Origin of the sequence: Marisediminicola sp. UYEF4, from assembly GCF_040546025.1 — a bacterium.
Classification (GTDB): Bacteria; Actinomycetota; Actinomycetes; order Actinomycetales; family Microbacteriaceae; genus Marisediminicola.
Genome location: NZ_JBEPNA010000008.1, coordinates 57,479 through 76,822, shown reverse-complemented (window position 1 = coordinate 76,822; position 19,344 = coordinate 57,479). Strand labels below are relative to the sequence as shown.

The 19,344-nt window shown below is 69.9% G+C and carries 22 protein-coding genes; 14 read left to right on the top strand and 8 right to left on the bottom strand.

What is annotated here, in order from left to right:
- Positions 1-11: 11 nt before the first annotated feature.
- From ABIB15_RS09325 to ABIB15_RS09315, 3 genes are read right to left on the bottom strand one after another with little or no spacing between them, the layout of a single operon-like run.
- Positions 12-380, bottom strand: coding sequence for a TraR/DksA family transcriptional regulator (locus tag ABIB15_RS09325; RefSeq protein ID WP_354477349.1), 369 nt, complete (start codon positions 378-380; stop codon positions 12-14).
- Positions 381-390: 10 nt separating this feature from the next.
- Positions 391-981 (bottom strand): GNAT family N-acetyltransferase, encoded by a 591-nt coding sequence (locus tag ABIB15_RS09320; RefSeq protein ID WP_354477346.1) that lies wholly within the window; start codon positions 979-981, stop codon positions 391-393.
- Positions 978-2,258 (bottom strand): glutamyl-tRNA reductase, encoded by a 1,281-nt coding sequence (locus tag ABIB15_RS09315; protein WP_354477344.1) that lies wholly within the window; start codon positions 2,256-2,258, stop codon positions 978-980. The genes ABIB15_RS09320 and ABIB15_RS09315 overlap by 4 nt, the downstream gene beginning before the upstream one ends.
- Positions 2,259-2,320: 62 nt before the next feature.
- On the opposite strand from ABIB15_RS09315, the gene hemE reads away from it, so the two are divergent.
- The 11 genes from hemE to hemL all read left to right on the top strand — a co-directional run bounded on the left by hemE (position 2,321) and on the right by hemL (position 12,027).
- On the top strand, positions 2,321-3,379 hold the full coding sequence (gene hemE, locus ABIB15_RS09310) for a uroporphyrinogen decarboxylase (RefSeq protein WP_354477341.1): 1,059 nt from the start codon (positions 2,321-2,323) through the stop codon (positions 3,377-3,379).
- 276 nt (positions 3,380-3,655) lie between these two features.
- A complete protein-coding gene (locus tag ABIB15_RS09305; RefSeq protein WP_354477338.1) occupies positions 3,656-4,945 on the top strand; it encodes a protoporphyrinogen/coproporphyrinogen oxidase in 1,290 nt (429 codons plus the stop codon).
- Between the two features lie 46 nt (positions 4,946-4,991).
- Positions 4,992-5,291 carry a hypothetical protein gene (locus tag ABIB15_RS09300; RefSeq protein ID WP_354477337.1) on the top strand — a complete coding sequence of 100 codons (300 nt, stop codon included), beginning with the start codon at positions 4,992-4,994 and terminating at the stop codon, positions 5,289-5,291.
- Between the two features lie 26 nt (positions 5,292-5,317).
- Positions 5,318-5,728, top strand: coding sequence for a phage holin family protein (locus tag ABIB15_RS09295; RefSeq protein WP_354477334.1), 411 nt, complete (start codon positions 5,318-5,320; stop codon positions 5,726-5,728).
- Positions 5,725-5,964 carry a DUF3618 domain-containing protein gene (locus tag ABIB15_RS09290; protein ID WP_354477331.1) on the top strand — a complete coding sequence of 80 codons (240 nt, stop codon included), beginning with the start codon at positions 5,725-5,727 and terminating at the stop codon, positions 5,962-5,964. The genes ABIB15_RS09295 and ABIB15_RS09290 overlap by 4 nt, the downstream gene beginning before the upstream one ends.
- A gap of 78 nt (positions 5,965-6,042) precedes the next feature.
- Positions 6,043-6,747, top strand: a complete 705-nt coding sequence (gene hemQ, locus ABIB15_RS09285; RefSeq protein WP_354477328.1) for a hydrogen peroxide-dependent heme synthase — start codon at positions 6,043-6,045, stop codon at positions 6,745-6,747.
- Positions 6,744-7,940 carry a ferrochelatase gene (locus ABIB15_RS09280; RefSeq protein WP_354477325.1) on the top strand — a complete coding sequence of 399 codons (1,197 nt, stop codon included), beginning with the start codon at positions 6,744-6,746 and terminating at the stop codon, positions 7,938-7,940. The genes hemQ and ABIB15_RS09280 overlap by 4 nt, the downstream gene beginning before the upstream one ends.
- A complete protein-coding gene (gene hemC / locus ABIB15_RS09275; RefSeq protein ID WP_502908935.1) occupies positions 7,937-8,875 on the top strand; it encodes a hydroxymethylbilane synthase in 939 nt (312 codons plus the stop codon). The genes ABIB15_RS09280 and hemC overlap by 4 nt, the downstream gene beginning before the upstream one ends.
- A complete protein-coding gene (locus tag ABIB15_RS09270) occupies positions 8,872-9,663 on the top strand; it encodes a uroporphyrinogen-III synthase (protein WP_354477320.1) in 792 nt (263 codons plus the stop codon). The genes hemC and ABIB15_RS09270 overlap by 4 nt, the downstream gene beginning before the upstream one ends.
- A complete protein-coding gene (hemB, locus tag ABIB15_RS09265; RefSeq protein WP_354477317.1) occupies positions 9,656-10,645 on the top strand; it encodes a porphobilinogen synthase in 990 nt (329 codons plus the stop codon). The genes ABIB15_RS09270 and hemB overlap by 8 nt, the downstream gene beginning before the upstream one ends.
- A 29-nt stretch (positions 10,646-10,674) precedes the next feature.
- On the top strand, positions 10,675-12,027 hold the full coding sequence (gene hemL, locus ABIB15_RS09260) for a glutamate-1-semialdehyde 2,1-aminomutase (RefSeq protein WP_354477490.1): 1,353 nt from the start codon (positions 10,675-10,677) through the stop codon (positions 12,025-12,027).
- A gap of 31 nt (positions 12,028-12,058) precedes the next feature.
- Here hemL and ABIB15_RS09255 read toward each other — a convergent pair whose 3' ends face one another.
- The 5 genes from ABIB15_RS09255 to ABIB15_RS09235 all read right to left on the bottom strand — a co-directional run bounded on the left by ABIB15_RS09255 (position 12,059) and on the right by ABIB15_RS09235 (position 16,605).
- Positions 12,059-12,922 carry an ABC transporter permease gene (locus tag ABIB15_RS09255; protein WP_354477314.1) on the bottom strand — a complete coding sequence of 288 codons (864 nt, stop codon included), beginning with the start codon at positions 12,920-12,922 and terminating at the stop codon, positions 12,059-12,061.
- Entirely contained in the window at positions 12,919-13,797 is an 879-nt protein-coding gene (locus ABIB15_RS09250) for an ABC transporter ATP-binding protein (protein WP_354477312.1), read from the bottom strand. The genes ABIB15_RS09255 and ABIB15_RS09250 overlap by 4 nt, the downstream gene beginning before the upstream one ends.
- A 46-nt stretch (positions 13,798-13,843) precedes the next feature.
- A complete protein-coding gene (locus tag ABIB15_RS09245; RefSeq protein WP_354477309.1) occupies positions 13,844-14,242 on the bottom strand; it encodes a DUF1304 domain-containing protein in 399 nt (132 codons plus the stop codon).
- A 295-nt stretch (positions 14,243-14,537) separates the two neighbouring features.
- Positions 14,538-15,524: an acrylyl-CoA reductase (NADPH) gene (gene acuI, locus ABIB15_RS09240; RefSeq protein WP_354477306.1), complete on the bottom strand. Its 987-nt coding sequence runs from the start codon at positions 15,522-15,524 to the stop codon at positions 14,538-14,540.
- A gap of 55 nt (positions 15,525-15,579) precedes the next feature.
- Positions 15,580-16,605, bottom strand: coding sequence for a 6-phosphofructokinase (locus ABIB15_RS09235; protein ID WP_354477304.1), 1,026 nt, complete (start codon positions 16,603-16,605; stop codon positions 15,580-15,582).
- Between the two features lie 115 nt (positions 16,606-16,720).
- On the opposite strand from ABIB15_RS09235, the gene ABIB15_RS09230 reads away from it, so the two are divergent.
- The 3 genes from ABIB15_RS09230 to ABIB15_RS09220 all read left to right on the top strand — a co-directional run bounded on the left by ABIB15_RS09230 (position 16,721) and on the right by ABIB15_RS09220 (position 19,232).
- Positions 16,721-17,077: a hypothetical protein gene (locus tag ABIB15_RS09230; protein ID WP_354477301.1), complete on the top strand. Its 357-nt coding sequence runs from the start codon at positions 16,721-16,723 to the stop codon at positions 17,075-17,077.
- Positions 17,078-17,262: 185 nt separating this feature from the next.
- Positions 17,263-17,610 carry a DUF485 domain-containing protein gene (locus tag ABIB15_RS09225; RefSeq protein WP_354477298.1) on the top strand — a complete coding sequence of 116 codons (348 nt, stop codon included), beginning with the start codon at positions 17,263-17,265 and terminating at the stop codon, positions 17,608-17,610.
- Entirely contained in the window at positions 17,607-19,232 is a 1,626-nt protein-coding gene (locus ABIB15_RS09220; protein WP_502908934.1) for a monocarboxylic acid transporter, read from the top strand. The genes ABIB15_RS09225 and ABIB15_RS09220 overlap by 4 nt, the downstream gene beginning before the upstream one ends.
- The last annotated feature ends 112 nt before the right edge of the window (positions 19,233-19,344 follow it).

The window sequence follows — 19,344 nt, the reverse complement described above, 5'->3', positions numbered from 1 at the left end:
GACGGATGCCGTCAGCGGCGGTCCTCCGCGGCTCTCGCGCACTCGATGCAGAGCTCGGCCGCGGGCCGCGCCTCGAGTCGCGCGGCGCCGATCGGGCCGCCGCAACTCCGGCACCGGCCGTAGCCTGCGGTGTCGATCCGCCCGAGCGCACGGTCAATCGCGGCGAGGGCTGCCGTGAAGTCGGCGTCGAGGCCCGATACCCTCGACCACTCCCCGGACAGGGTCGAGCCGTCGGGATCGTGTTCGTCGTCGGCCGTGCCATCGCTGCGGGCCGCGCGCAACTCGACGAGCGAGGAGCCGAGCTCCGCGATCGCCGCCAGGGTTCCGGTGCGCTGGAGCTGCAGCATCCCGCGGAACCGGGCCAGGTCCTCCGGCGTCATCGCACGATTCTCAGCCCGCGATCGCGGATCGCGCCGCCCACTCGACGTCGAGAATCGCATAGATCCCGGTGTCGGCCCAGTCGCCCCTGAACATGAGATCCTTCACGAAGTAGGCCTCCTCACGCATGCCCAGCCGGCGGCAGAGCGCGATCGACGCGTCGTTGCGCGGGTCGAGCTCGGCGATCACGCGGTGCAGGCCGAGCTCGGCGAAGGCGCGACGGAGCACCGCGGATGCCGCCTCGGTCGCGTAGCCCCGGCCCCGGAAGTCGGGGTGGAAGGTCCAGCCGATCTCCCCGGCCAGGTTCTCGCGGCTCTTGAGCGTGAAGTAGATGTCGCCGATGACCCGCTCGGTACCCTCACTGCCCGCTGGCAGGACCACAGCGATCTGCCAGTAGTCGCCGTCGGCGGCCAGCACGGTCGAAGCCGCGTGGCGGGCGACCTGCTCGGCGACCTGCTCCCGCGTCCGCGCCTCGAATAAGAGGTAGCGGCACACATCGTCGCGCCCCTGGTAGGCGTAGACGTCGTCGATGTCGGCCGCCGACATCATCCGCAGCAGCACGCGACCAGCTCGGACCGGGGGACCGAACGGGGCGGGGATCATGCGAGCCCTTGGCGCTCCCCGGCGATCGCGTCGAGGGAGACGACGGTCGCGGTCGTGCCGGCGTCGATGCCGAAGAGCGCGGCGAGGCCGTCGGTGAAGGCCTGCGCCTCGCCGACGCGGGCGTGCTCGCGGGCCCTCACCGACGGGGTGTGCAGCAGCACGCTCGCGAGGTGACGCAGCGCCGCCTCGGTCTGCGGGGACGAGTCACCGCGGCCGCGGGCACGGTCGATCTCGGCGTCGAGCAGGTCGAAGATATGCCGGCGCAGGGCGACGACGGCGGGGGCGAGGGACTGCTCGGCCTCGGCGGCGGCGAAGGCGGCGGCGGCCTGCCCGACGACGCTGCGGGCCTCGGTCGTCGCGTTGAGCTCCTCGAGCGGGGCGTGCAGGCTGATCGTCTCGAGGTCGAGGAGCTCGATCCCCTCGAGCTCGGCGACGGCGGGGTCGACGTTGCGGGGGAGTCCGAGGTCGATCACGAGCGTGCGCTGCGAGCCGGCGAGCAGCTCGGCGGTGAGGATGTGGCCCTCGACGATCGTGCAGCTCACGATGACATCGGCGGCGGCGATCGCGGCGGCGAGGTCGGTGGTCGGGCGGATGCCGCGGGAGAGGGCGAATTTCGCCGCGCGCCCGGACGGGGAGTAGACGGTGATGTCGTCGGCGCCGCGGTCTCGCAGGGCGGCGTGGGATGCGCCGGCGTAGGAGCCGGTGCCGATCATGAGCACGCGGGCCTGGCTCCAGTCCGTCACCCGGCTCGAGGCGAGCTCGAGGGCGAGCCGGACGAGCGAGCGTCCGGCGGTGCCCACGGCGGTGGTGGTCTTGACGGTGCGCGAGGTGGTGGACGCGCGCTGGAAGAGCTGCTCGAGCCCCGACGACGTCGTTCCGGCGGCGCGGGCCTGTTCGAGTGCCCGGCGAACCTGGCCGGAGATCTCGTCCTCGCCGATGACGACCGACTCGAGCCCGGCCGACACCGAGAAGAGGTGCTCGACGACGGCGTCACCGGTGATCACGGTGACCGAGTCGCGCAGCTCGGCGGCGCTCACGCCGCTCGCCGCGCTCATCGCGTCGACGGTCGCGTCGACAGCGGAGGAATCGGCGGAGGCCTCTGGCTCGTCGACCTCGAGGTAGGCCTCGAAGCGGTTGCAGGTCGCGAGCACGACGGCGCCGGAGACGGCCGTGGTTCCCGCGACGAGGTCGCCCGCTGCCGACGGTGCGCCAACGGAGAGCTTCTCGAGGATGTCGAAGCTCGCATTCCGGTGGTTGGCGGTCAGACAGAGAAGCACCCGTCCATCGTAACGCTCGCCGCTGGGAGCAGGGGACGGAGCCTGATGGCAGACTGATCGCTGTGAACCTGCCAGCTGATCACCCCCTCGTCGACGGTCGCACCGCCGCATCCGCCGTCATCCGCGCCTACCGGGGGGACCGGCCCGAGACGACCCCCGTCTGGTTCATGCGCCAGGCCGGGCGGTCGCTGCCCGAGTACCGGGCGCTGCGCGTCGGCACCGCGATGCTCGACGCGTGCCTCGACCCCGAGCTGTCGAGCGAGATCACCTTGCAACCGTGGCGCCGGCACGGGGTCGACGCCGCCATCTTCTTCAGTGACATCGTCGTGCCGCTCAAGCTCGCGGGCGTCGACGTCGACATCGTGCCGGGGCGCGGCCCGGTGCTCGGTGCTCCCATCCGCACGGCGGCGGATGTCGCCGCCCTCGCGCCGCTCGATCCCGCGTCCCTCTCCCCGATCACCGCGGGGGTCGCCCGCACGGTCGAGCAGCTCGGCTCGACCCCGCTCATCGGCTTCGCCGGGGCGCCGTTCACCCTCGCCGCCTACCTCGTCGAGGGAGGGCCGTCGAAGGACCACCTCCGGGCCCGCACGCTCATGCACGCCGACCCCGACACGTGGGCGGCGCTCATGACCTGGGCGGCGGACGTGACCGGCGCGTTCCTGCGCGCGCAGATCCTCGCCGGCGCGAGCGCGGCGCAGCTGTTCGACTCGTGGGCCGGGTCGCTCTCGCTCGCCGATTACACCGCGCACGTCGCGCCGTACTCGCGCCGCGCGATCTCCCACGTTCAGGATCTCGGCATGCCGATCGTGCACTTCGGCGTCGGGACCGGAGAGCTCCTCGGCGCCATGCGCGACATCGGCGCGGATGTCGTGGGCATCGACGACCGGATCCCGCTCGACGAGGGCATCCGTCGCCTCGGCGGCACGGTCCCGGTTCAGGGCAACATCAACCCGGCCCTGCTCGCGGCCCCCTGGCCCGTTCTCGAGGCCCACGTGCTCGACGTTATCGAGCGAGGCAAGGCCGCGCCTGCCCACGTGGTGAACCTCGGCCACGGGGTCCCGCCGGAGACCGACCCCGACGTGCTGACCCGCATCGTGCGGCTCGTGCATTCGGCCCCGTAGCCCCCTGTACCGCCCCTAGCCCCAGAACCCCAAGTAACCCGGCTTCCGCTTTCATTATTCAGGAGTGGGGGGCCGGCGGCGGCGCCGGCTGGGCGCGGAAGGCTGGGCTCCCCGCACCGTAACGCAGGAGATCCTGCGACACGCCGCCTCCCGGCGCCGCAGAATGCGGTGTGTCGCCCGAATCTCCTCGGCTGGGCCAACTGATCACGTTCCGTCGCGGTGAGGCCGGCGACGCCCCCGCCCGCCAGACTCCTGAATAATGAGAGGGTGACCGCCGTGACCGACTCTCGTATCATCGTCGTCGGTGGCGGCATCGCGGGACTCGTCGTCGCCCGCGACCTCGTCGACGCAGGCGCGCGCGTCACGGTCGTCGAGGCGAGCGCCCGCCTCGGCGGCAAGGTGGCGCCCCATACCCTGGGCGGCATCGAGACGGATGCCGGAGCGGAGAGCTTCGCGACCCGGCGTGGCACCGTCGCCGATCTCGTCACCGAGCTGGGCCTCGCCGCCGCGCTCGTGCTTCCGAACACCGGCGGGGCGTGGCTCCAGCCGCGTACCGGCGCCGCCGTGCCGCTTCCGAAGGCCGGTCTGCTCGGCATTCCGTCCGTGCCGCTCGCGAGCGACGTCATCCGGATCGTGGGCCTCGGCGGCGCGCTGCGCGCTCAGCTCGACGCCCTGCTGTCGGGCTTCGTCGGCTCCCGGGAGCGCAGCCTCGGCGCCGTGGTCCGCAAACGGATGGGCCGCGCGGTGCTCGACCGGCTCGTCACCCCCGTCGCCGGCGCCATCCACTCGGCCCACCCCGACGACCTCGATGTCGACGTCGTCGCACCGCGCCTGCGCACCGCGATGCTGAGCGAGGGCTCCCTCGCGAAGGCTGTGCTGACCCTGCGCGAGGCCGCGCCGGCCGGCTCTGCGGTGCAGGGCCTCGCCGGTGGGCTTTTCCAGATCGTCGACGCCCTCGCCCGCCACCTCGACGGGCGCGCCCAGATCCTTCTGTCCGCCCCTGTCGCGGAAGTGGATGCCGGGAGCGTCAGCCTCGCCGACGGCCGACGCCTCACCGCCGACCGGGTCGTCGTCGCCGCCGAACTGGGAGCCCAGAGTGGCACCCCCATCACCCTCGCGACGCTCGTCCTTCGCGCCCCCGGGCTCGACGCCGCTCCGCGCGGCACCGGCGTGCTCGTCGCCGCCGGCGCCCCCGGGGTCGGCGCGAAGGCCCTCACTCACGCCACCGCCAAGTGGGCCTGGCTCGAGGACCGCGCTGGCGGCGCCCACGTGGTGCGGCTCTCCTACGAGGGAATGCCGGCAGGACGCGACCTGCGCGAACAGGCGAGGGCGGATGCCGCGCGACTTCTCGGCGTCGACATCGCCGCCGAGGAGGTGCTCGCCTACGACCGGGTGGACTGGACCGGACCTGGCGCTGCCGAGGAGGCTTCCGAGGGTGTCGTGCGGGTGGGCGAGCGTGTCTCGGGGGCGGGACTCGCGGCCGTCATCGGCCAGGCGCGACAAGCCGCAGCCGATCTTCTCTCCGACCTCGCCCGGGAACCCGGGCTAGGGTTGATCGATCACTGAATATTTGACAGCCTCGAAAACGGGCAACGACGGAAGTGGAGTCAACATGCGCGGAAAGCTGATGCTCGTTTCGGGACTGGCCGTTGGGTACGTGCTCGGCAGCCGGGCTGGCCGCGAGCGGTATAACCAGATCGCCAGGGCCGCGGACAGCTTCTGGCACTCCCGCCCCGTGCAGCGTCAGATGCACCAGGCCGGCGACCTGGCCAGGGACAAGGCGCCGGATGTCGTCGACTTCGTGAGCGACAACGTCAAGCGGGCGATGCGCAAGTCGCAGGCCAAGAAGCGTGCGGCGCGGTCGCGCCGGGCTCCGTCAAACGGCGTCTCGCCCCAGTCGGCGACAAACTAACCATTCGTGCGCGGAGAGGACAGGTCATGAGTGTTCCCATCGGCCAGGAAACGAAGAAGAAGCGGTCGCTGTTCGAGTTGATCGCCGACGTGCCGACGCTCGTCCGCGAGCTCGTCACGGGCGAGATCCAGCAGCTCAAGGCCGAGATGATCGGCAAGTTCAAGGCGTGGGGAATCGGCGGCGCACTCATCGCCGTGGCCCTTGTCTTTGTGCTGTACATGCTCGGCGTGCTGCTGACTGCCGCCGTGCTGGGGCTGTCCTACCTGATGCCCGGCTGGCTCGCCGCCCTCGTCGTCGCCTTCGTGCTGCTCGTGATCGCGGCGATCTTCGCGCTGGTCGGCTACCGCAAGCTCAAGGAGGGCCTGCCGCCGCAGCCCACCGCAACCATCGAGAGCGTCAAGCGCGACATCGAGACCATCAAGGGGATGGCAAAGTGACAGATTCCAGGAGCACCGCCGACATCCAGAGCAAGGTCGCTCAGACCCGCGCCCAGCTCGAGAGCACACTCGACGAGATCGAGGACAAGCTCAACGTTCCCAAGCAGGTCGGGATCTTCGCGCACAAGGCTCAGGCCAGCTACGAGGACAACCCGGTGCCGTGGGTCGCGGGAGTGACCGCGGCCGTCGCGATCGTCGGCGGGCTCGTCGCCTGGGCGGTGCTATCGCGCGACTGATTCGCGACTCTCCTGTGCGCGCTCGGCTGATTCCCAGCCCGTTTTTGAGCATGCAGGTCGGCGGGGGACAATGGAGTCATGACAAGCAGCGCTGATGCGCCCCAACCAGACACCACTCTCGGTTACACCCTCTGGGCGGTGTTTCGCCGCGCCGATACGGCGACGAGGCTCCCGGAGGCGGACGAGGACGCCCTCGTCGGCAAGCTCGACACCGCCGTGGCCAAGGTCGAGGCGACCGGCGTCACCGTTCGGGGCTTCTACGATGTGTCGTCGATCCGCGCCGACGCCGACTTGATGATCTGGCTGCACGGTCCGACCCCCGAAGACATCCAGGCCGCGCTGCGCATCCTCCGCCGCACCTCGCTTCTCTACCACCTGCGCCCGGTCTGGAACGCGATGGGCGTGCACCGCGACGCGGAGTTCACCGCCAGCCACCTTCCCGCTTTCATGAAGGGCAAGGAGCCGGAGACCTGGCTCACCGTGTACCCGTTCGTGCGCTCCTACGAGTGGTACCTGCTCCCGGAGGACGAGCGTCGGGCGATGCTCGGCGACCACGGCCGCAAGGGCAGCCAGTACCCGCAGGTGCTCGCGAACACCGTCGCCTCCTTCGCCCTCGGCGACTACGAATGGATCCTCGCCCTCGAGGCGCCGGAGCTCGTCGACCTCGTCGACCTCATGCGCCACCTCCGCCAGACGGAGGCCCGGATGCACGTGCGCGAGGAGGTCCCGTTCTACACGGGCCGCCGCATTCCGACCAGCGCACTTCCGGAGGTGCTCGCATGAGCGTGGCCGAGCAGACCGGGCCCGCCGAGCAGGCCGAACAGTTCGTTCGCGCCGCGACCCCCGCCGCAGCATCCGGCCCCGAGCACGTCACCGAGCCCACCGCGTACGACGCGATCCTGCTTGCGAGCTTCGGCGGTCCGGAGGGCCAGGACGACGTGATCCCGTTCCTGCGCAACGTCACACGCGGTCGCGGCATCCCGGACGAGCGTCTCGAAGAGGTCGCCCACCACTACCGCCATTTCGGCGGGGTCAGCCCGATCAACGACCAGAACCGGGAGCTCAAGGCCGCCCTCGAGGCCGAGCTCGAGCGCCGCGGCATCGACCTTCCCGTGCTCTGGGGCAACCGCAACTGGGACCCCTACCTGCGCGAGGCTCTCGTCGAGGCGCATGAGCGCGGCTTCACCAAGCTCATCGCGATCGGCACGAGCGCCTACAGCTCCTACTCGAGCTGCCGGCAGTACCGCGAGGACTACGCGCAGGCGCTCGCCGACACCGGGCTCGACGGGGTCATCCAGATCGACAAGGTGCGCCAGTTCTTCGACCACCCCGGCTTCGTCACCCCGTTCATCGAGGCGCTCGCCGGCGGACTCGCCAAGGTCGACGCCGCCGGCATCCCGCGCGAGCAGACGCACGTGCTGTTCACGACCCACTCGATCCCGTCGACGGATGCCGCGAAGAGCGGCCCGGCCAGTCGCGGCTTCGGTGAGGGCGGGGCCTATGCGGCCCAGCACCTCGCGGTCGCCGAGGTCGTCATCACCGCCCAGGAGGCGGAGGCGCCCCTGAACTGGTCGCTCGTCTACCAGTCCCGCTCCGGCCCGCCCACCCAGCCGTGGCTCGAGCCCGACATCAACGACGCGATCGACGACCTCGCGGCCGCCGGCATCCGCGCCGTCGTCATCGTGCCGCTGGGCTTCGTGAGCGACCACATGGAGGTGAAGTGGGACCTCGACACCGAGGCCATGGAGACGTCGGCGAAGCACGGCATCCTGGCGGTGCGCGTGCCGACGCCCGGCGTGCACGCGGCGTACGTGAGTGGCCTCATCGACCTCGTGATCGAGCGGCGCGACGCGCTGCCCGTCGCGCAGCGCCCCTCGGTCACCGCCCTCGGGCCGTGGTACGACGTGTGCCGTCCCGGATGCTGCGAGAACGTGCGACTCGGCTTCAAACCAACCGTCGCGGGGCTGCAGCCGTGACGGTCGAGCTCATCCGGCTCGGCACCCGCGCGAGTGCGCTCGCGATGGCGCAGAGCCAGACCGTGGCCGACTCGCTCGCGAAGGCATCCGGCCTGCCCGTCGAACTCGTCCCGATCACGACCGAGGGCGACCGCTCGAAGCAGTCGCTGTCGACCCTCGGCGGTACGGGCGTCTTCGCGGTCGGCCTGCGTGAGGCACTGCGTGACGGCCGCTGCGATGTCGTCGTGCATTCGCTGAAGGACCTCCCGACGGCCCCAGCCGAGGGTCTCATCATCGCCGCGATCCCGAAGCGCGCCGACCCGCGCGACGCCGTGTGCGCGAGGGACGGCATGACCCTCGACACCCTCCCGCCCGGGGCGAGGATCGGAACCGGGTCGCCGCGCCGAGCGGCGCAGCTGCGCCGGCGCCGCCCCGACCTCGAAGTCGTGGACATCCGCGGCAATGTCGACACCCGCCTTGGCAAGGTCGCAGCGGGCGACCTCGACGCCGTGATGCTCGCCGCGGCGGGACTCGCCAGGCTCGGCCGGCTTGAGGCCGTCACCGAGTTCTGCACCCTCGACGGCTGGCCGACCGCGCCGGGCCAGGGCGCGCTCGCCGTTGAGACGGTGGCGAAGCCCGACCGTGTCGTGCGCTCCGCCGTCGCCTCGATCGAGCACCGGCCCACCCGGCTCACGGTGACCGCGGAGCGGGAGGTGCTGCGCATCCTCGAGGCTGGCTGCGCCGCCCCGATCGGAGCGCACGCCCTCATCGACGACGGCCTGATCTTCCTCTCGGCGCGCGTCTACAGTCCCGACGGAGCCGAGCACATCACGAGCGCGCACGCCCTCTACCTCGACGACGACCCCCGGCCCGCCGAGACGGTCGCCGCGAACGTCGCGAGGGAGCTGCTCTCGCTGGGCGCCGCAGAGCTCGTCCCGGCCGGGTCGATCTCGTGACGTCCCGGCGAGGAACCGCGCTCGCGGGCTGGCGGGTGCTCGTGCCGCGCGGCGGTGCCTGGGGCGACAGCGTCGCGGCGGCCCTGCGCGCCCACGCGGGCATCCCCGTCATCGCGCCGCTCATCAACTTCGCGAGCACGGAGGACCCGCGTGCGCTCGCGAGCGCGCTGGAGGAACTCGAGGGCGGCGAATTCGAGTGGCTCGTCGTCACGAGCGCGACGACCGTCGACGTTCTCATGAGCCAGCGCACCAAGGTTCCCGCGTCGACGAAGATCGCGGCCGTCGGCGAGACGACCGCCGCTGCCCTGACCCTCGCCGGCTACCGGGTCGACTTCATTCCCGAGGGCGACAACTCCGCCAGGGGCCTCGTCAAGGAGTGGCCGCGCACCTCGGTACGCGGGCGCGTGCTCGTCCCGCAGTCCGAGATTGCCGAGCCGACCCTTGTCGCCGGCCTCACCAGCCTCGGCTTCGACACCAAGTTCGTCGCCGCCTACCGCACCGTCGGGGTTCCCGTCAGCGAGCGGATCGCGGCCGACGTGGCATCCGGCAGCATCCGCGCGATCCTGGTCACATCCGGCAGCATCGCGCGACAGGTGTCGCAGCAGCTGGCACCGATCCCGGAGGGGACCACGATCGCCTGCATCGGCCCTCGAACCGCGTTCGACGCCCGCGCCGCCGGTCTCGCCGTGCACCTCATCGCCGAGAACCGCTCGGCAGAATCGCTTATCGAGTCGCTCGTTGAGTACGCGCTCGAGCTGTGCGGCGAGCCGGAGGGCCCGAATGACTGACCACTTCTCCCCGCGTGACCGGCCGCGGCGCCTGCGGGCCACTCCCGCCATGCGCCGCCTCGTCGCCGAGACCCGGCTGCACCCCGCGGAGCTCGTACTGCCGATGTTCGTGCGCGAGGGGGCATCCGACGCCGTCGCCATCTCGTCGATGCCCGGCGTGCAGCAGCACTCGCTCGACTCGTTCCGGCGTGCGCTGGTGGATGCCGCGGCTGCGGGCATCGGGGGAGTCATGCTCTTCGGCGTGCCCGAGCAGCGCGACGCCTCCGGCTCGGGAGCGACCGACCCCAACGGCATCCTCAACGTCGCGACCCGCGCCGCCGTCGCCGAGATCGGCGACGCGCTCGTCGTGCAGACCGACCTGTGCCTCGACGAGTTCACCGACCACGGCCACTGCGGCGTCGTCGACGACCGCGGAAGAGTCGACAACGACGCGACCCTCGTGCGGTATCGCGACATGGCGATCGCGCAGGCGGAGTCGGGATCACAACTGCTCGGTCTCTCGGGGATGATGGACGGGCAGGTCGCCGCCGTGCGGGACATCCTCGACGACGAGGGGCACACCGACACGGCGATCCTCTCCTACTCGGCGAAGTACGCCTCCGCGTTCTACGGGCCGTTCCGTGAGGCGGTTCAGTCGACCCTGACGGGCGACCGCCGCAGCTACCAGCTCGACCCGGGCAACGCGCGCGAGGGGCTGCGGGAGACGATCCTCGATGCCGCGGAGGGGGCCGACATCGTCATGGTGAAGCCGGCCATGAGCTACCTCGACGTGCTCGCCGACACCGCCGCGCACAGTGATATTCCCGTCTGGGCATACCAGGTGTCCGGCGAGTACGCGATGATCGAGGCCGCCGCTGCGAACGGCTGGATCGACCGCCGACGGGCGATCGAGGAGTCGGTCGTCGGCATCCGCCGCGCCGGGGCGGACGCCGTGCTCACCTACTGGGCCGTCGAGCTCGCGCACTGGCTGGACGAGCGATGACGACCACCACGACAAACGAAACCGGTGCAATGCAGACCAACGAGCTCTACTTCACGCGCGCCAAGAACTCGATCCCCGGCGGGGTCAACTCGCCGGTGCGCGCCTTCGGGTCGGTCGGGGGCACGCCACGCTTCATGGTCTCGGCGACGGGCCCCTACATCACGGATGCCGAGGGCCGCGAGTACGTCGACCTCGTCTGCTCCTGGGGTCCGGCGATCCTCGGCCACGCGCATCCGCAGGTCATCGAGGCGGTGCAGGCCGCCGCGGCCCGCGGGCTCTCGTTCGGCGCGTCGACGCCCGCCGAGACCGAGCTCGCCGAGCTGGTGCGCGAGCGCGTCTCGGTGACCGACGCCGTCGGCTCCTCAGCCGCCCCGATCGAGAAGCTGCGCCTGGTCTCGACCGGCACCGAGGCGACGATGACGGCCATCCGCCTCGCCCGCGGATTCACCGGCCGTGAGCTGCTCGTGAAGTTCGCCGGACACTACCACGGTCACTCCGACGCGCTGCTCGCCGAGGCCGGATCCGGGCTTGCGACACTGTCGATGCCCGGTTCGGCCGGCGTCACGGCCGCGACCGCCGCGCAGACGCTGGTGCTGCCCTACAACGACCTCGACGCCGTGCACGCGGTGTTCGCCGAGCACGGGCCGCGCATCGCCGCCGTGATCGTCGAGGCAGCATCCGCGAACATGGGGGTCGTGCCGCCCGATCGCGGCTTCAACCGCGCCCTGTCGGCCATCGCCCGCGAGCACGGCGCGCTGCTCATCCTCGACGAGGTGCTCACCGGCTTCCGGGTCGGCCCCGCCGGCTGGTGGGGGCTCGAGGCCGCGGGCGTGGTCCCGGACGGCGCCGACTGGACGCCCGACCTCATCGCCTTCGGCAAGGTCATCGGCGGCGGCATGCCGCTCGCGGGCCTCGGCGGTCGCGCCGACGTCATGGATTTCCTCGCCCCGCTCGGGCCGGTCTACCAGGCCGGCACCCTCAGCGGAAACCCGGTGGCCGTCGCCGCGGGCATCGCGACGCTGCGGCTCGCCGAGCCCGCCGTCTACGCGCGACTGGACGCCGTGGCCGACACCCTGTCAGCGGCTGTCTCCTCGGCGCTGGCCGCCGAGGGCGTCGAGCACTCGGTGCAGCGCGCGGGCAACCTGTTCTCGTTCGTATTCAGCCCGGAGGCGCCGAGGGACTATGCCGCGGTCAAGACGCAGCAGGCTTTCCGGTACCCGCCGTTCTTCCACGCGATGCTCTCCGCGGGCGTCTCGCTGCCGCCGTCGGTGTTCGAGTCGTGGTTCGTGTCGGCCGCGCACGACGAGGCCGCCATCGGGCGCATCCTCGAGGCGCTGCCGGCTGCCGCGCGCGCGGCCGCCGCGGCGGTGCCCTTGGCCTGACGGCGAGCGCGCTGGCGGCACGTCGTGGAGATCAGCTGTCCTTGCGGATCCAGCGGAAGGTGAGGCGGGTCGCAATGAGGCCCAGCACCAGCCAGGTGAGGGTGACGATCGCAACCAGCCCGAGCTCCCACTCCCCGGTCTTCTCGAGCGCGGCGAAGCTGTCGGGCAGGAACACCGACCGCATGCCCTGCGCCATCCACTTGAGCGGGAAGACGCTTGCAACATTCTGCAGCCACTCCGGCAGCATCGAGAAACCCAGGTACACCCCCGAGATGAACTGCAGCACGAGGGTGATCGGGATGATCACCGCGGTTGCGCTCTTGCCGCTGCGAGGGAGTCCGCTCAGCGCGATGCCGAGCACCGCGCAGGTCGTGACGCCGAGCACGAAGACCCAGGCAAAGGTGACCCAGCTGGCGGCATCGATGGGAAGCTCGACACGGAAAACGACGCCCGCCACGAGCAGCAGCAGCGCGGCTTGCATCGCCCCGGTCACGAAGACCTGGCCGATCTTGCCGATGAAATAGCTCAACACGGGTAGCGGCGATCCCGCGAGGCGCTTGAGGGTGCCGTCGCCCTTCTCTGTGGCAATGTCGATAGACATGTTCTGCAGGCCACTCAGCAGCAGGCCTGCCGCGAGCATCCCCGGCCGGTAGAACGCGGCGGCGGAGATTTCGTCCTTGCCACCGGGCGTGCCGAAGGTGCCTTCGCTGAACGCGACCGAGAAAATCGTGAGCATCACGAGCGGGAACAGGAACGTGAAGAACACCGAGTCGCCCTGGCGGAAGTAGGTGCGCACCTCGTATCCGATGCGGCTTGCGCCCAGGCGCAGGGTGCGGGGGCCACCGCGACGGCGCGCGGCAAGTGCTTCCGCGCGTGTGCCGGCCAGGTTGCTCATTCGCCGGCTCCGACGGGCACTGCCGGCGTTCGCGCGTGGACAAGGTCCAGGTACACGTCTTCGAGGCTCGGACGTACGATCTCGAGCCCGGCGGGTTCGCGGCCGGTGCGCCGGACGAGTTCGGCGACGACCGTGCCGGGCTCGGACGTACGCTGCTCGTGGGCACCGTCGGCATCCCGCCACCGCACGATCGGCACCCGTGCCTGAGCGCCTCCGATCTCATCAATTCGGCCGATGTCGACGAGGCGCCCACCCGCGATGACCCCGGCGCGATCGCCGAGCTGAGCCGCCTCGTCGAGGTAATGCGTGGTGAGCAGGATCGTGGTTCCCTCGCTCTTGAGGAGGCGGATCAGCTCCCAGAAGCTGCGCCGCGCCTCCGGGTCGAACCCGGTCGTGGGCTCGTCGAGGAAGAGTACCTCCGGACGACCGATGATGCCGAGGGCGACGTCCACGCGTCGGCGCTGGCCACCGGAGAGCTTTCGGATGAGCGTGGCCCGCTTCTCGGCGAGCCCGACCGCCTCGATCACCTCGTCGATCGGGCGGGGATTGTCGTAGTAGCCGGCGAAATGACTGAGCTGCTCCCGCACGCTCACGTTGCCGCTCTCGCCGGCGCTCTGCAGCACGATGCCGAGTCTGGCTTTCCACGCGATACCGCCCCGCTGCGGGTCGACCCCGAGCACGCTCGCGGTGCCGCTCGTGCGGTCGCGGTAGCCCTCGAGAATCTCGATTGTCGTCGACTTGCCTGCGCCATTCGGGCCGAGCAGCGCGAACGTCTCGCCGTGTTCGATCTCGAAGCTCACCCCATCGAGCGCGGTCACCGATCCGTAGGCCTTGCGCAGGTCGCGCACGACGATGGCGACGTCGGATTTTTTCATGGGTCCATGCTGGTCTATCTACCGCCCTGCGTGGGAGCCCCAAACTTCAGAATGCGAAGGAGAGGGCGACGCTGAGCGCCGCGAGCAGCGGCAGTACCCCCTGCATGGCAGCGGCACGCAGCATCGGCCGATTGCTCGTGACGAGAACGAGGGCGGCGAGCACCATGCTGAGAGTCGACGCCAGCAGGAGGGTGACGCCCGCGGACGAATTCACGGGGAGCAGCGCGATGCCGACAACGACGCCGATCGCAAGGAACAGGTTGTAGAAGCCCTGGTTGTAGGCGAGCGGCCGGGTCGTCTCGGCATCCGCCTGGCTTCGCAGTCCGAACACCCGCCAGGTCGACGGGCGCGTCCAGAGCACGCTCTCGAGAACGAAGATGTAGACGTGCAGCGCGGCGGCGGCGGCAGCGAGCACGGCGCCGGTCACGAGAAGGAAGCTGCCCATGGCCGCAATGCTCCCACGCCGCTGCTGAACTTTCATTATTCAGGAGTGGCTGGGCAGGTCGACTTTCATCATTCAGGAGTGGGCGGGCAGGGCGACTTTCATCATTCAGGAGTGGCTGAGGGGCCGGATGCTCAGAATCGGTGATCCGGCCTCGAAATGGCCGCAAATGCGGCTGAACACTGCCGGCCTACGGATACCGCCACCCGCAACTCCTGAATAATGAAAGCGACCGAGTGCCCGATCTCCTGAATGATGACAGGGGCCGGAGGCCGCAACTCCTGAATAATGAAAGCGCCTACGCGCGCACGTCGACCACCGTGCGCCCACGGATGCGTCCCGCGAGGATGTCCTCGGCGGTGCCCGGGGCCTCGCCGAGCCCGACCGTCGTGCTGAGCGAGTCGAGCAGGTCGCGGTCGAGGTCTCGCGCGAGGCGGCCCCACGCCTCCTCCCGCAGAGCGCGAGGCGCCTGCACCGAGTTGATGCCGGCGAGCGTGACCGCCCGCAGGATGAACGGCATCACGGTCATCGGGAGGTCGGCGCCCTGGGCGAGCCCGCAGCTGGCGACGATGCCGCCGTAGTTCGTCTGTGCGAGCACGTTGGCGAGGGTGTGACTGCCGGCCGAGTCCACCGCGGCCGCCCAGCGCTGCGACTGCAGCGGCTTACCCGGCAGACCGAGGAGCGCACGGTCGATGACTTCGCTTGCCCCGAGCTTCGCAAGATACTCCTTCTCGTCGAGCCGCCCGGTCGACGCGACCACGCGGTGTCCGAGTCCGGCGAGCAGGGCGATCGCGATCGATCCGACGCCGCCAGCAGCGCCCGTCACGAGCACGTCGCCATCGCCGATCCCGTGCCGCTCGAGCGCGAGCACGGCGAGCATCGAGGTGTACCCGGCCGTGCCGATCGCCGCAGCGTCGTGCGGGTCGAGGCCGTCGGGCAGGCGCACGAGCCAGTCCCCACTGACCCGGGCGCGCTCCGCGAGCCCGCCATGATGCTTCTCGCCGATGCCCCACCCGTTGAGGATGACCCGGTCGCCCGGCATCCATTCCGCGTTGTCGGATGCCGCGACGACGCCCACGAGATCGATCCCGGCAACGAGCGGATAGTTCTTGATCACGCCGGGACGCCCGCAGAGGGCCAGACCGTCCTTGAAGTTGATGCTCGAGTACTCGACGTCCACCGTGACGTCGCCCGGCATCAAATCGGCGTCGTCGAGCTCGACCAGGCTCGCGGTGATGGCGGCGGGGTCGCCGTTGGACTTCTCTACTCTGAGGGCGCGGAACATCCGTCAACGCTACCCCGGCGTCGGATCGCCGAAATGGCGGATGCCGCCAGCCTCGCTATCCGAAGAGGATCGCGGCCTCGTCGTAGCGGGCCTGCGGCACAGTGTTGAGCTTGCCGAGGGCGTCCTCGAAGGCGACGTGGGTGATGGTCGTGCCGCTGAGCGACACCATCCGTCCCCACCGCTGGTGCATGACCGAGTCGACGGCCGCCATGCCGTAGCGCGTGGCGAGCACCCGGTCGTAGGAGCTCGGGGTTCCGCCGCGCTGGATGTGGCCGAGCGTGGTGGCGCGCGTCTCGAGGCCGGTGCGCTCCTCGATGATCGGCGCGAGGATTTCGCCAATGCCGCCGAGGCGGGGGCGGCCGAAGGCGTCGAGCCCGCGTTCGGAGTGCGGGTCGTCCATCGAGTCGAGGTGGAATCCCTCGGCGACGACGACGAGCGGCGCGCGCCCGCGGTCCTTGACCGACTGCACCCACGCGCAGATCTGGTCCAGGCTCGTCTTCTGCTCCGGGATCAGGATGACGTGGGCGCCGGCCGCCATGCCCGAGTGCAGGGCGATCCAGCCGACGTGCCGGCCCATGACCTCGGCGACCATGCATCGCCCGTGCGAGTCGCCGGTCGTGCGCAGCCGGTCCATCGCGTCCGTCGCGATCTGCACCGCGGTGTCGAAGCCGAAGGTGTAGTCCGTCGCGGAGAGGTCATTGTCGACGGTCTTGGGAACACCGACGATCTTGATGCCGGCATCCGTGAGCCGCTTGGCGGCGGCGAGCGTGCCCTCGCCGCCGATCGCGATGAGCGAGTCGACACCGAGCCGGGCCATGTTGTCGCGCACCCGGTCAGCGCCGCCGTCGCCCTCGAACGGGTTGGTGCGCGACGTGCCGAGAATCGTGCCGCCCTGCTTCGAGATGCCCTGAATGTCCTTGCGCTCGAGGGGCATGACGTCACCCTCGACGACGCCGCGCCAGCCGCCGCGGAACCCGACGAATTCCTGGTTGTAGATCTGGGTGCCCTTCAGAACCGCGCCGCGAATGACCGCGTTGAGTCCGGGGCAATCGCCGCCGCTGGTAAGGATGCCGATGCTCATGACACCTATCTTTGTGGTCGGCGGCCCCTGCGTGCTAATCGCGGGCGCTCGGCGGATGCGGCCGACACCCGTTCGCCGCCTGCTGGGGGCCGTCACCCCTTGCTAGGGTGGCGCCGTGGAGATCCTCAAGAACGTCCTCGTCGTGCTGCATTTCGTCGGACTGGCCTCACTGCTCGGGGGCGTGCTCGTGCAGATCCGGTCGTTCAAGACCGGCCGCGCGGTGGTGCTCCCCGCCATCATGCACGGGGCGTGGACGCAGCTCGTGACGGGCATCGCGCTCGTCGGGGTGATCGAGATGGCCGACCTCCACGAGTCGAACAACGCCAAGGTCGCCGTCAAGCTCGTCGTCGTCGTGGTCATCGTCGTCGTCGGGTTCCTGAACCGCAAGAAGGATCGACCTGCGGCCTGGGTCGTGCCGGCGATCGGCGCACTCGCCCTCGTGAACACCGTGATCGCGGTGTTCTGGCGGTAGTTTCCGTGGCTCCGGCGCCGTGAGGTAGAACAGGCTGTGCACCGATTCTGTATACATATCGGTGATTTCTTAGGATTAAACGACTCCCTATGACATGCTGGGCGCGTTCTGTGCATACAGAAGGCGATGGGATGGCTTCGACGAGGAAGTCGCATCGCACCCGCGAACCGAGACAAGGAAGCCTCATGAGCCCCGACCAGCCTGGTCCACCGATGGTGTCCACGATCGACTACGAGGCGATTGCGGAGTCGCCGCAGTTCCTCAAGCTCAAGCACAGCCACCACAACTTCGTGCTGCCGATCGCGGCGGCCTTCATGATCTGGTATTTCGCGTTCGTGCTCGTCGCGGCGCTCGCCCCCGAGTTCATGTCGACCCCGGTCGTCGGGAACGTCAACCTGGGGATCGTGCTCGGGCTGTCGCAGTTCGTCACGACGTTCGGAATCACGATGTGGTACGTCTCGTTCGCGAACCGCCGCCTCGACCCGCTCGGTGCAGAACTGCGCGAGCAGCTTGAAGGGGCGGAGAACAAGTGAACACGCTGAGTGTCGCCGCAGCGCCCAGTGTGGCGCTCGAGGGGAACAACCCCCTCCTCAACATGTCGATCTTCCTGGCCTTCGTCGTCCTCACGATGATCATCGTCATCCGGTCGGGCCGCAACAGCAAGTCGGCCAATGACTACTACGCCGGCGGTCGCTCCTTCACCGGGCCGCAGAACGGCTTCGCGATCGCCGGGGACTACCTGTCCGCGGCATCCTTCCTCGGGATCGTCGGAGCGATTGCCGTGAACGGATACGACGGTTTCCTCTACTCCATCGGGTTCCTCGTCGCCTGGCTCGTGGCGCTGCTGCTCGTCGCCGAGCTCATGCGCAATACGGGCAAGTTCACGATGGCCGACGTGCTGTCGTTCCGCCTCAAGCAGGGCCCGGTGCGGATGGCCGCGGCGACCACGACCCTCGCGGTCTGCCTCTTCTACCTGCTCGCGCAGATGGCTGGGGCCGGCGGGCTCGTCGCGCTGCTGCTGGGAATCGAGGACAAGCTCGGCCAGTCGATCGTCGTCGCCGTCGTCGGCGTGCTGATGATCGTCTACGTGCTCGTCGGCGGCATGAAGGGCACCACCTGGGTGCAGATCGTCAAGGCGTTCCTGCTGATGACGGGTGCGGGGATCATGACGATCTGGGTTCTCGTGCTCAACGGGTTCAACCTGTCGAAGCTGCTCGACACCGCGGTCGCCGCGTCGACGAGCATCCCGGCCGACGCGATCCTCAGCCCGGGGCTCCAGTACGGTGGCAACCCGCTCGACTTCATCTCGCTCGCGATCGCCCTAGTGCTCGGCACCGCGGGGCTCCCTCACGTGCTCATGCGCTTCTACACGGTGCCGACGGCCCGCGAGGCGCGTCGCTCGGTCGTCTGGGCGATCTGGCTCATCGGCGTCTTCTACCTGTTCACGCTCATCCTCGGCTACGGCGCCGCGGCGCTCGTCGGACCGGACACAATCAAGTCCGCCCCGGGCGGCGTCAACTCCGCGGCTCCGCTGCTGGCCCTCTCGCTCGGCGGACCGGTGCTCATGGGCATCATCTCGGCAGTGGCGTTTGCGACGATCCTCGCGGTCGTCGCCGGCCTCACCATCACCGCGGCGGCGTCCTTTGCCCACGACATCTACGCGAACGTGATCAAGAAGGGCAAGGTCAACCCCGACGCCGAGGTCAAGGTCGCCCGGCGCACGGTCATCGTGATCGGCATCCTCGCGATCGCCGGCGGGATTGGCGTGCAGGGGCAGAACATCGCCTTCCTGGTGGCGCTCGCGTTCGCCGTCGCGGCGAGCTCGAACCTGCCGACGATCCTGTACTCGCTTTACTGGAAGGGATTCACCACCCGCGGTGCGGTCTGGAGCATGTACGGCGGCCTCGGCCTCACCGTGCTGCTGATCGTCTTCTCGCCCGTCTTCTCCGGCACGCCGACCTCGGTGTTCGGTGAAGCGGTCGACTTCGCCTGGTTCCCGCTGAACAACCCGGGCATCGTCTCGATCCCGGCCGGCTTCCTGCTCGGCTGGCTCGGATCGATCACGTCGACGCGCAAGGAAGACCCGCGCATCGCCGCCGAGATGAAGGTGCGCTCGCTCACCGGGCACGGTGCTGAGAAGGCATCGGAGCACTAAAGGGACGTTCGTCTCTGGCGCCGCATCCCCGCCCCTGATCGGATGGGGATGCGGCGCCGGGCCGCGAGCGGAAGGGGACAGCATGTAGGAAGGCGAAGGATCCGTCGTCGAA

Coding starts and splice junctions, on each gene's coding strand:
- ABIB15_RS09325 (WP_354477349.1), bottom strand. CDS start 380: ATGACGCCGGAGGACCTGGCCCGGTTCCGCGGGATGCTGCAGCTCCAG.
- ABIB15_RS09320 (WP_354477346.1), bottom strand. CDS start 981: ATGATCCCCGCCCCGTTCGGTCCCCCGGTCCGAGCTGGTCGCGTGCTG.
- ABIB15_RS09300 (WP_354477337.1), top strand. CDS start 4,992: ATGCGCGGAAAGCTGATGCTCGTTTCGGGACTGGCCGTTGGGTACGTG.
- ABIB15_RS09295 (WP_354477334.1), top strand. CDS start 5,318: ATGAGTGTTCCCATCGGCCAGGAAACGAAGAAGAAGCGGTCGCTGTTC.
- hemQ (WP_354477328.1), top strand. CDS start 6,043: ATGACAAGCAGCGCTGATGCGCCCCAACCAGACACCACTCTCGGTTAC.
- ABIB15_RS09280 (WP_354477325.1), top strand. CDS start 6,744: ATGAGCGTGGCCGAGCAGACCGGGCCCGCCGAGCAGGCCGAACAGTTC.
- hemB (WP_354477317.1), top strand. CDS start 9,656: ATGACTGACCACTTCTCCCCGCGTGACCGGCCGCGGCGCCTGCGGGCC.
- hemL (WP_354477490.1), top strand. CDS start 10,675: ATGCAGACCAACGAGCTCTACTTCACGCGCGCCAAGAACTCGATCCCC.
- ABIB15_RS09255 (WP_354477314.1), bottom strand. CDS start 12,922: ATGAGCAACCTGGCCGGCACACGCGCGGAAGCACTTGCCGCGCGCCGT.
- ABIB15_RS09250 (WP_354477312.1), bottom strand. CDS start 13,797: ATGAAAAAATCCGACGTCGCCATCGTCGTGCGCGACCTGCGCAAGGCC.
- ABIB15_RS09245 (WP_354477309.1), bottom strand. CDS start 14,242: ATGGGCAGCTTCCTTCTCGTGACCGGCGCCGTGCTCGCTGCCGCCGCC.
- acuI (WP_354477306.1), bottom strand. CDS start 15,524: ATGTTCCGCGCCCTCAGAGTAGAGAAGTCCAACGGCGACCCCGCCGCC.
- ABIB15_RS09235 (WP_354477304.1), bottom strand. CDS start 16,605: ATGAGCATCGGCATCCTTACCAGCGGCGGCGATTGCCCCGGACTCAAC.
- ABIB15_RS09225 (WP_354477298.1), top strand. CDS start 17,263: ATGAGCCCCGACCAGCCTGGTCCACCGATGGTGTCCACGATCGACTAC.